The following is a 9,367-nucleotide window of genomic DNA, read 5'->3' as shown; positions in this document are numbered from 1 at the left end:
CACCTCGTCGCAGCGCCGTTCGAGCAGCCGCTGGGGCGCCGCAGGGCGTCCGAGGTCTGGTCCCGCCAGATCCGCTGGGCGCGCCTGCGCCGGGTGACGTTCCCGCTGTTCTTCGCGCCCGAGATCGCCAGCGGCACGCTGCTGCCGTTCCTGCTCGCAGGGCTCCTGGCCGGAACCTGGACGGCGGCGGCCGGCCTCGCCGCTCTCGCAGCTCTGGGCTACGCCGCCGAGCTCCGGCTGGCGACGCGCGCCGGCTGGTTCCACGCCCCCCGCCTGCTCCTCGCCTTCGTTCTGCGCGACGCGCTGATCCCGCTGGTCTGGTGCGCGGCCTGGACCCATCGCGCGATCGTCTGGCGCGGCAACGCCATGGACATCCGCCTCAAGCCCGTCGTCCGGCCGCGACGGGTCGGGCGGACGGCGCGCCCCGCCTGAGCCGGTTGCATCGCGGCGCGAACGGCGCGATGCCGGTCGCGGATCATCAGCAGCGGTCGGTCACGTGCGCATCGCCATCCTCGAAGCCGGATCGCCTCCGGCGCGGCTCGACCGCTTTCCCTCCTACGGCGCGATGACGGCCCGGATGATCGGGCCGGCGCACGACAGCACGATCTTCGATGTCCGCGCAGGACGGATGCCCACCGATTGGCAGGCGTTCGACGGCTACGCCGTCACCGGCTCGGCGGCCGGCGTCTACGATCCGCTGCCGTGGATCGCGCCGCTGATCGCGGCCCTGCGCGCGCTCCCGCCGGAGAAGCGCCTCGTCGGCATCTGCTTCGGGCATCAGGTGATGGCGGAGGCCTATGGCGGCCGCGCGATCCGCTCGGAGAAGGGGCGCGCCCTCGGCCTGCACGGCTACGCGGTGACGGAGCGGGCGCCGTTCATGGACGACGCGACGCGGATCGCGGTGGCGGCGTTCCATCAGGATCAGGTCGTCGTGGCCCCGCCCGCGACCCGCGTGCTCGCGGCGAGCGCCTTCACGCCCTACGCGATGCTGGAATATTGGGACCGCGCCGCGCTGTCGGTGCAGTTCCACCCGGAATTCGAGCCCGACTACACCCGCGCCCTGATCGCCGGCCATGCCGATGCGCAGGACGATCCGGAGCGGGCGCAAGCGGCGCTCGCCTCGCTCGACGCACCGGACGACCGGCACCGGGTGGCGGGCTGGATCCGACGATTCCTGGAGCAGGAATGAGAAGGTTGGTGCGGGTAGAGGGAATCGAACCCCCACGCCTTGCGGCTGGCGATTTTGAGTCGCCCGCGTCTACCAGTTCCACCATACCCGCGACGGGGAGCCTTTTCGCACAGGTCCCGTGGCCGGGCCAAGCCCTTTCCCGGGGTCGCGCACGGCGTGCGGCGGATCGCCGGCACGCTGGTGCGGTCGGGCCGGCTGTGCTCAAAGGGCGCCCTGCCCCGAGGAACCCGATGCACAGACAGGCCCGATGATCCGCCGCCTCTACGAGTGGATACTCGCACTTTCGGGCAAGCCCTCCGCGCCCTACGTCCTGGGCGCCGTGGCGTTCGCCGAGAGCTCCTTCTTCCCGGTCCCGCCCGATGCGATGCTGGTGCCGATGGCGGTGAGCCGGCCCGACCGGGTGTGGTTCTACGCGCTGATCGCCACGGTCGGCTCGGTGCTCGGCGGCCTCGTCGGCTACGCCATCGGCGCGCTGCTGTTCGATTCGCTCGGAACCTGGCTGATCCGGCTCTACGGCCTGCAGGACAAGGCGGCGACCTTCCAGCAATCCTATGCCGAGTACGGGCACTGGGTGATCCTGCTCAAGGGGCTGACGCCGATCCCCTACAAGCTCGTGACCATCACCTCGGGCTTCGCCCATTACAGCCTGTTCTGGTTCACGCTGCTGTCGATCGTCACCCGCGGCGCGCGTTTCTTCATCCTCGCCGGGCTGCTTGGGCGCTACGGCGTCCAGATCCGCGGCGTGCTCGACCGCCATCTCAACGCGGTCGTCGCGATCTCGGTCGCGGTGATCGTCCTCGGCTTCGTCCTGTTCAAGGTGATCCTCTAGATGAGCTACGCCGCCCTGCTGCGCCTGCGCCGCGCCGCGCTCGCCGTCCTGATCGGCTCGATCCTCACGGTCGGCGCCGCCCTGGTGCTGCAGTTCGGCTACGGCTACGCACCGTGCAAGCTTTGCCTGACCGAGCGCCTGCCCTACTACGCGGCGGTACCGCTCGCCGTCCTCGCGCTGTTCCTGTCCGAGCGGCTCTCGCGCCTCGCCCTCGGGCTGGCCGCGGCCGGCCTGCTCTACGGCGCCGGGCTCGGCGCCTACCACGCCGGCGCGGAGTGGGGTTTCTGGCCGGGCCCGACCGATTGCGGCGGCGGCACGGGCGCGAACCCGGCGGCCGTCGGCGATTTTCTGAACGCGTTGCAGACGACGAAGGTCGTCGACTGCTCGACCGCGGCGATGCGGGTGCTCGGCGTCTCGCTCGCCGGTTGGAACGCGGTCATCGCCTTCGTGCTCGCCGGCATCGCCGGCACGGCCGCAGCGAAGCCCTGAGCGATCCGACGCGATCGCTTCCGAACGCCCGGCCGCTTCGACCGCGCGATCGATCAGTTGCGATCGTCGGGCATCGGCGGCAGGGGTGCGACGTCGATGCCCTCGTCGATCAGGGCGCGGGCCTCGTCCGGGCTGGCCTGCCCGTAGATCGCGCGCTCCCGCGTCTCGCCGTAATGGATCTTGCGCGCTTCCTCCGGGAACCGCGTCCCGACATGCTCGGCCGATGCGACGACGTGCTCGCGCAGGCTCCGCAGCATCTCGCGGATGCGCCGCTCCGGCTCGGCGATCATCGGCACCGGGGCTGGCGCGACGGGCACGGGCAGATCCGCGTCGCCCACCGGGCGCCCGCGGTCGGTGCGGGCGAGGCTCGGCGCCATCAGGCCCTTCACCACCCGCGACGTGTCGCAGACCGGGCAGGTCACGAGGCCGCGCGCCGCCTGAGCGTCGAAGGACTCGGACGAGGGAAACCAGCTCTCGAAGCCGTGCCCGGCCTCGCAGACGAGACTGTACCGGATCATGCCGTCACGACGGGGCGGTTCCTAGGGAGCCGACCCGCTCGACCGTGAACGGGCGCCCATGTTGCAGCGAAGGGATTCGCGCGCGCGCATCCGCGACCGCGGAAAGGTCGATCTCGGCCAGGATCACGCCGGGTTCGGCGCCGCCGGCATCGGCCAGCACCCGGCCCCACGGATCGACGATGAGCGAGTGCCCGTAGGTCTCGCGACCGTCCTCGTGCGTCCCGCCCTGGGCGGCCGAGATCATGAACGACCCGGTCTCGATCGCGCGCGCCCGGTGCAGCACGTGCCAATGCGCCTCGCCGGTCTGCCGGGTGAAGCACGCCGGCGCCGTCAGCACCGAGGCGCCGGCCTCTGCGAGCGCCCGGTAGAGGGCGGGGAAGCGGATGTCGTAGCAGATGCCGAGCCCGATCTCGGCCCACGGCGTCGGCGCGACGACGGCGCAGGCGCCGCCGGTATAGGTCGAGGATTCCCGCCAGCGCTCGCCGCTCGGCAGGTCGACGTCGAACAGGTGCAGCTTGTCGTAGGCCGCGACGATCGCGCCGTCCGCACCGATCAGGAAGGCGCGGTTGGCGATCTTCTCGCCGGCGCGGATCGCGAGGGAGCCGATCTGCACCACCGTCCCGGTCTCGCGTGCCGCGTCGCGGAGCGCGGCCAGCGTCTCGTCCTCGTCCTGGCCGCGCACCACCGCGAAGAGCCGTGCACGGTCGCGCTCGACCAGCGAGGTCATCTCCGGGGTCTGGACGAACTGCGCGCCGCGCGATGCCGCATCCCGCACGCCGGCCACCGCCGCGTCGCGGTTCGCGCCCGGGTCGCGACCCGAGCGCATCTGCACGCAGGCGGCGACGAAGCGGGTCTCAGGCATTCGCCGAGGCCTTCAGCAGCGCATCGAGCTTGCCGGCCTTGTCGAGGGCGTAGAGGTCGTCGCAGCCGCCGACATGGGTCTCGCCGATGAAGATCTGCGGCACGCTGGTGCGTCCGCCCGCGCGCGCCATCATGGTGGCGCGCTCGGGGGGCGTCTTCTCGACGTCGATTTCACGGAATGCGACGCCCTTCTCCTTGAGCAGGCTCTTGGCCGCCGAGCAGTAGGGGCACCACGCCGTCGTGTAGATCGTAACCGGATTCATGGGCGTGTTCGCGTCCCGCGGATGACACGACCATATAGGGGTCGGCGGTCCCGATCGCCTATGGCCGGAACGTCACGCCGGCCGCCTCAAGCGGCGAGCAGCTTCTCGACCTCGTTGACCAGATCGCGCAGGTGGAACGGCTTCGACAGGACCTTCGCGTCCTTGGGAGCCTTCGAATCCGGGTTGAGCGCCACGGCGGCGAAGCCCGTGATGAACATCACCTTGATGTCCGGGTCGAGCTCGGTCGCCCGGCGGGCGAGCTCGATCCCGTCCATCTCCGGCATCACGATGTCGGTCAGCAGCAGCTCGAACGGCTCTTCGCGCAGGCGATTGTAGGCCGACAGGCCGTTGTCGAACGACAGCACGTCGAAGCCGGCATTCTGCAACGCCTTGGCCAGGAACCGGCGCATGTCGTTGTCGTCTTCCGCCAAGAGAATTTTCATCGGACGGTTCCGGACCCTCGAATCGCAACGTTCTTTTCATAAAGGGAGCCAACGGTAAACAAGACGTTAGGATTTGCCGCCCCTGCGAGGTGACAGGCCGCACCGCGCGGCCATGCCGGAGCCCGCCGGCACGGTGGACAGGCCGCCGCCGCCGCCCCACAGTGCGGCCTTGACGTTGGCCGTTCCCATTCCCGACGGTGCGCCTCCCCGCCGATGACGCTCCCCTTTCCGCATCAGACAGACGCCTTCGGCTTCTCGCCCGCCTTCGCCGTGGACGAGCCGACGCGGCACACGCTGCCGTTCGTGTTCAACACCGGCCATTCCGGGTCGGTCTACCCGGACAGCTTCCTGAAGGCCTCGCGGCTCGACGCGCTGTCGCTGCGCCGGTCGGAGGACGCGCATGTCGACCGGCTGTTCGCCCAGGTGGTCGAGCTCGGCGCGCCGCTGCTGCGCTGCAATTTCCCGCGCGCCTATCTCGACGTGAACCGCGAGCCCTACGAGCTCGACCCGCGGATGTTCGAGGGCCGCCTGCCGCCCTTCGCCAACACGCGCTCGATGCGCGTCGCCGGCGGCCTCGGCACGGTGCCGCGCGTCGTCTCGGACGGGCAGGAGATCTATGCCGCGCGCATGCCGGTGGACGAGGCGGTGGCGCGCATCGACGGGCTGTACAAGCCGTATCATCGGGCTTTGCGCGGCTTGATCCTGCGCACGGTGCGGGAATTCGGGCGCTGCATGCTGATCGACTGCCACTCGATGCCGTCGTCGAGCCTCGGACGCGATCAAGATGCGCGGGCGGACTTCGTGCTCGGCGACCGCTTCGGCACCGCCTGCGACCCGGCGCTGATCGACGCCTTCGAGGCGGCCTTCCGCGCCCGCGGCTACAAGGTGGTACGCAACAAGCCCTATGCCGGGGGCTTCATCACCGAGCATTACGGCGAGCCGAACATCGGCCGGCACGCGCTGCAGATCGAGATCAACCGCGCCCTCTACATGAACGAGGCGAGCCTCGCGATCACGCCCGGCTTCTTCGACTTGGCCAAGGCGCTCGGCGAGGCGATCGTCGAGGTCGCCGACGACCTCGGCTCGGAGACGCCGATCGGCATCGCCGCCGAATAGGTCGATAACGGCCGCTCGTTGGATCGGGCGCAGGGCGCCGCAGGTCCTTCCGAGGTTGCCGGTCGTTCTCCGGCAATCCTCGCCCGCGAGCGGGCATGGCCGATCACCCCGTCCCCGTCATCCCGGGGCCGCGCAGCGGAACCCGGAATCCAGAGCCGACGACGGCAGGATCGAGAACGGCCTGCGGTTCCGGGTCCCGGGTTCGCCTTCGGCGCCCCGGGATGCCGGGGAGCGTGCAGAACCGTGGTTGCGTGAAACCGATGACCCCGGGCCCGACCAGACACGTCGGGCAGTCCTGCGACCAAGAAAAAAGGCCACCCCCGAAGGAGCGGCCCGAAGTCTAGGGAGGAAACGCCCAAGAAGGGCTGCCGGACCGCGACGCCATCGCGATCCCGCAATGCACAAAGTAAATTGCGGCGCACAAAACGCAAGCGGAATACCCCTACCGGTTGCGCATACCCCGCCCGCTCCGGCTGCACGTCCGCAGCCGCCTAACCGTCCGCCAGAAGCTTCGCGATCTCGGCCTTGAGTGGGCCAGCCAGGTCCTTCCGGTCGAGCGCGTAGGCGATGTTGGCGGTGAGGAAGCCGAGCTTGGAGCCGGTGTCGTAGGTGCGGCCTTCGTAGTGCATGCCGAAGAAGTCCTGCTCGGCCATCAGCTTGATCATCGCGTCGGTGAGCTGGATCTCGCCGCCCGCGCCCTTCTCGCCATGCTCGAGGATGCCGAAGATCTCCGGCTGGAGGATGTAGCGGCCCGAGATGATGAAGTTCGAAGGCGCGGTGCCCTGCTTCGGCTTCTCGACCATGCCGGTGACCTCAAAGGTCTGGCCGAAGGTCTCGCCGACGCTGACGATGCCGTACTGATGCGTCTCCTCCGGCGCGACCTCCTCGACGGCGACGACGTTGCCGCCGTGGCGCTCGTAGGCAGCGAGCATCTGGCCCATGCAGCCGCGGCTGAGCATGTCCGGCAGCAGCACGGCGAAGGGCTCGTCGCCGACGATCTCGCGGGCGCACCACACCGCGTGGCCGAGGCCGAGCGGCGCCTGCTGACGGGTGAAGCTGGTCTGGCCGGCGGCCGGCAGGTCGCGCTTCAGCTCCTCGTAGGCCGCGGACTTGCCGCGCTCCTGCAGCATCCGGTCGAGCTCGAACGCGATGTCGAAATGGTCCTCGATCACCGCCTTGCCGCGGCCGGTGACGAAGATGAAGTGCTCGATGCCGGCTTCCCGCGCCTCGTCGACCACGTGCTGGACGACCGGCCGGTCGACCACCGTCAGCATCTCTTTCGGGACGGCCTTGGTGGCCGGCAGGAAGCGGGTGCCGAGGCCCGCGACGGGGAGGACGGCCTTTCGGATCGGTTTCATCGAGCAAAAACCCAAACGTGGGAGTTGGACGGGCCGGGCGTTCCGGGCAACACTAGCACGGCAAGCGGACGGCTTCGCGCCGTTGCGCGGCACGATTGAGCATTATCGGTTAAAAGCAAGCTTCCGCTTGCTGGTTGGCGCGGTTTCTTTCAGGGGCAACGATGGCGGTTCTGGTCACGGGTGGTGCCGGTTATATCGGCAGTCACATGGTTCTCGCCCTGCAGGATGCCGGGCGGGAGGAGACGGTCGTCCTCGACGACCTCTCCACCGGGTTCGACTGGGCCCTGCCGCCGGAGGTGAAGCTCGTGCGCGGCGACGTCGGCGACCCCGGCCTCGTCACCGAGACGATTCTGCAGAACCGCGTCGACGCGATCGCCCATTTCGCCGCCCGCATCGTCGTGCCGGACTCGGTCGCCGACCCGCTGCACTACTACCTCGCCAACACGGTGAAGACGCGCGCGCTGATCGAGACCGCGGTGCGCACCGGCGTGAAGCACATCATCTTCTCCTCGACCGCCGCGGTCTACGGCGAGCCGGAGACCGTGCCGGTGCCGGAGGACCTCGCGACCAACCCGATCAACCCCTACGGCCGCTCGAAGCTGATGAGCGAGTGGATGATCCGCGACGCGGCGGCCGCGCACGGCTTCAGCTACGTCATCCTGCGCTACTTCAACGTCGCCGGTGCCGACCCGCGCGGGCGCACCGGGCAGTCCACGCCGAACGCCACCCACCTGATCAAGGTCGCGACGCAGGCGGCCCTCGGCCAGCGCCCGCATCTCGAGGTGTTCGGCACCGACTACCCGACGCCGGACGGATCGTGCCTGCGCGACTACATCCAGGTCTCCGATCTCGCCGAGGCGCACCGGGTCGCCCTCGACCACCTGCGCGCCGGCGGCGAGAGCCTGACGCTGAATTGCGGCTACGGCACCGGCTATTCGGTGCTCGAGGTGATCGACACGGTGAAGCGCGTCTCCGGTCGCGACTTCCCGGTGCGCCTCTCGCCCCGCCGCCCCGGCGATCCGGCGCGGATCGTCGCCGAGGCGTCGCGGATCCGCGAGCAGCTTGGCTGGCGCCCGAAGCACGATGACCTCGACGCGATCGTGCGCCAAGCGCTCGACTGGGAAGACGCCCTGCCCAAGCGCAACCAGCGTTGATCCAGCTCAGGGGCGTCATCGACACTCTGACGCAAGGTTTGCGTGGTACGGACGCTGATGTTCTCGCGCCGCACCCTTTTGGCTCATCCGGCTTTGGCCGTAGCCCTTGCCGGCGTCAGCAGCGTCGCCAGCGCGGGCTACGCAACCGCCGTGGAACCGCATCGGGTCCAGGTCAAACACTACCGCTTGTGCCCTCAGCATTGGCCTGCCGACCTGCAGCTGCGGGTTGTTGTGCTCGCCGACTTCCACGCCCATCCCCGCTGCATGGGCGAGAAAGCGATCGCGGATGTGGTTGCATGCGCCAACGCACTCGCTCCCGACCTCACCGTCCTTTTGGGAGATTACGGCTCGCAGAGCCAAGACGCTGTCCCGATCGAAACGGTGGCCACCCTTCTGAGCGGGCTCAAAGCGCAAAAAGGCGTGTACGCGATCCAGGGCAATCACGACTGGGGTGACGATCGTCAAGCCCGCAAGAATGGCCATGGGCCAACACGGGCCGAACACGCCTTGCGCGCGGCAGGCCTCACGTTCGTCGAGAACGCTGCCATTCGCCTCGACTTACCCGTCCCCCTGTGGCTGGCCGGGCTTGAGAGCGAAGCCACACCAGGACCAGTGCGCTCGCATAAGGCATTCGATCAGTACCGGCTCGGCATCCTCGAGCGCGCGTTCCAAGAGGTGCCGGCAGATGCCCCCGTCATCCTGCTGGTCCACGAGCCGGACATTTTTGGCGCTGGCCTTGATCCACGGATTGTGCTGACGCTGGCCGGTCATACCCATGGTGGCCAGATCCGCATCATGGGTTGGTCGCCTTGGATCCCATCACGCTATGGCCGCCGCTATGCCTACGGGCACATCGTCGAGGATAGACGCGATCTGATCGTGTCCGCGGGTCTCGGTTCACACTTCGTTGCGGATCGCCCTTTGCGCTTGGGCGCACCGCCTGAGATTGTTGTGGTCGATCTCGGGTCTTCGCCGGACATCGAAGCCGCATAGGACAGAGCACGCGTTGACATCGATTAAGAGCGCGGGACAAAACCGTGTTGAGCGGGTTAGGCGGGCATGGACGCTTTTGCACCTGCCGACCTCTGGGCGGTGATCGAGCCGCTTGTTCCATCGGAGCCGGAGAAGCCGAAGGGTAGTCGGCCGC

At 69.1% G+C, this 9,367-nt stretch carries 11 protein-coding genes, 1 tRNA gene and 2 pseudogenes; 8 read left to right on the top strand and 6 right to left on the bottom strand.

Translation table 11 applies throughout. The features are described from left to right. Positions 1-432 (top strand): annotated as a pseudogene (locus FV223_RS30370) (ceramide glucosyltransferase); the annotation flags it as partial. Positions 433-496: 64 nt separating this feature from the next. Then, positions 497-1,189: a type 1 glutamine amidotransferase gene (locus FV223_RS12645; RefSeq protein WP_147727380.1), complete on the top strand. Its 693-nt coding sequence runs from the start codon at positions 497-499 to the stop codon at positions 1,187-1,189. A 6-nt stretch (positions 1,190-1,195) separates the two neighbouring features. Here the strand turns inward: FV223_RS12645 and FV223_RS12640 are convergent. After that, positions 1,196-1,280 (bottom strand) — tRNA-Leu (locus FV223_RS12640). A gap of 156 nt (positions 1,281-1,436) precedes the next feature. Here FV223_RS12640 and FV223_RS12635 point away from each other — a divergent pair. Together FV223_RS12635 and FV223_RS12630 are read left to right on the top strand one after the other, a co-directional pair. Beyond that, the gene (locus tag FV223_RS12635) at positions 1,437-2,018 is read left to right on the top strand and encodes a YqaA family protein (protein ID WP_147727379.1); all 582 of its coding nucleotides are present in this window, start codon (positions 1,437-1,439) and stop codon (positions 2,016-2,018) included. Then, entirely contained in the window at positions 2,019-2,507 is a 489-nt protein-coding gene (locus tag FV223_RS12630; RefSeq protein ID WP_147727378.1) for a disulfide bond formation protein B, read from the top strand. 53 nt (positions 2,508-2,560) lie between these two features. On the opposite strand, the gene FV223_RS12625 is transcribed toward FV223_RS12630, so the two are convergent. The 4 genes from FV223_RS12625 to FV223_RS12610 all read right to left on the bottom strand — a co-directional run bounded on the left by FV223_RS12625 (position 2,561) and on the right by FV223_RS12610 (position 4,592). Next, entirely contained in the window at positions 2,561-3,025 is a 465-nt protein-coding gene (locus FV223_RS12625; protein WP_147727377.1) for a DUF1178 family protein, read from the bottom strand. 4 nt (positions 3,026-3,029) lie between these two features. Next, positions 3,030-3,887, bottom strand: coding sequence for a carbon-nitrogen hydrolase family protein (locus tag FV223_RS12620; protein WP_147727376.1), 858 nt, complete (start codon positions 3,885-3,887; stop codon positions 3,030-3,032). Continuing rightward, the gene (gene grxC / locus FV223_RS12615; RefSeq protein ID WP_147727375.1) at positions 3,880-4,149 is read right to left on the bottom strand and encodes a glutaredoxin 3; all 270 of its coding nucleotides are present in this window, start codon (positions 4,147-4,149) and stop codon (positions 3,880-3,882) included. Before grxC ends, FV223_RS12620 begins: the two co-directional genes overlap by 8 nt. An 86-nt stretch (positions 4,150-4,235) precedes the next feature. After that, entirely contained in the window at positions 4,236-4,592 is a 357-nt protein-coding gene (locus FV223_RS12610; RefSeq protein ID WP_147727374.1) for a response regulator, read from the bottom strand. A 213-nt stretch (positions 4,593-4,805) separates the two neighbouring features. On the opposite strand from FV223_RS12610, the gene FV223_RS12605 reads away from it, so the two are divergent. Next, complete coding sequence (locus FV223_RS12605) at positions 4,806-5,708, top strand: N-formylglutamate amidohydrolase (RefSeq protein WP_147727373.1); 903 nt, start codon at positions 4,806-4,808, stop codon at positions 5,706-5,708. 491 nt (positions 5,709-6,199) lie between these two features. On the opposite strand, the gene FV223_RS12600 is transcribed toward FV223_RS12605, so the two are convergent. Beyond that, the gene (locus tag FV223_RS12600) at positions 6,200-7,066 is read right to left on the bottom strand and encodes a UTP--glucose-1-phosphate uridylyltransferase (RefSeq protein ID WP_147727372.1); all 867 of its coding nucleotides are present in this window, start codon (positions 7,064-7,066) and stop codon (positions 6,200-6,202) included. Between the two features lie 161 nt (positions 7,067-7,227). On the opposite strand from FV223_RS12600, the gene galE reads away from it, so the two are divergent. The 3 genes and pseudogenes from galE to FV223_RS12585 form a co-directional block, all read left to right on the top strand. Continuing rightward, positions 7,228-8,220: a UDP-glucose 4-epimerase GalE gene (gene galE / locus FV223_RS12595; RefSeq protein ID WP_147727371.1), complete on the top strand. Its 993-nt coding sequence runs from the start codon at positions 7,228-7,230 to the stop codon at positions 8,218-8,220. Between the two features lie 57 nt (positions 8,221-8,277). After that, entirely contained in the window at positions 8,278-9,213 is a 936-nt protein-coding gene (locus tag FV223_RS12590; protein WP_147727370.1) for a metallophosphoesterase, read from the top strand. A gap of 66 nt (positions 9,214-9,279) precedes the next feature. Next, positions 9,280-9,367 (top strand): annotated as a pseudogene (locus FV223_RS12585) (IS5/IS1182 family transposase); the annotation flags it as partial.

Source organism: Methylobacterium sp. WL116, assembly GCF_008039455.1.
Classification (GTDB): Bacteria; Pseudomonadota; Alphaproteobacteria; order Rhizobiales; family Beijerinckiaceae; genus Methylobacterium.
This window is presented reverse-complemented; position numbering and strand designations above follow the sequence as displayed.

Bases quoted from the DNA above. Each gene is read 5' to 3' on its own strand.
- grxC (WP_147727375.1), bottom strand. From the start codon at position 4,149: ATGAATCCGGTTACGATCTACACGACGGCGTGGTGCCCCTACTGCTCG.
- FV223_RS12625 (WP_147727377.1), bottom strand. From the start codon at position 3,025: ATGATCCGGTACAGTCTCGTCTGCGAGGCCGGGCACGGCTTCGAGAGC.
- FV223_RS12605 (WP_147727373.1), top strand. From the start codon at position 4,806: ATGACGCTCCCCTTTCCGCATCAGACAGACGCCTTCGGCTTCTCGCCC.
- FV223_RS12590 (WP_147727370.1), top strand. From the start codon at position 8,278: ATGTTCTCGCGCCGCACCCTTTTGGCTCATCCGGCTTTGGCCGTAGCC.
- FV223_RS12610 (WP_147727374.1), bottom strand. From the start codon at position 4,592: ATGAAAATTCTCTTGGCGGAAGACGACAACGACATGCGCCGGTTCCTG.
- FV223_RS12630 (WP_147727378.1), top strand. From the start codon at position 2,019: ATGAGCTACGCCGCCCTGCTGCGCCTGCGCCGCGCCGCGCTCGCCGTC.
- FV223_RS12600 (WP_147727372.1), bottom strand. From the start codon at position 7,066: ATGAAACCGATCCGAAAGGCCGTCCTCCCCGTCGCGGGCCTCGGCACC.
- FV223_RS12620 (WP_147727376.1), bottom strand. From the start codon at position 3,887: ATGCCTGAGACCCGCTTCGTCGCCGCCTGCGTGCAGATGCGCTCGGGT.
- FV223_RS12635 (WP_147727379.1), top strand. From the start codon at position 1,437: ATGATCCGCCGCCTCTACGAGTGGATACTCGCACTTTCGGGCAAGCCC.
- galE (WP_147727371.1), top strand. From the start codon at position 7,228: ATGGCGGTTCTGGTCACGGGTGGTGCCGGTTATATCGGCAGTCACATG.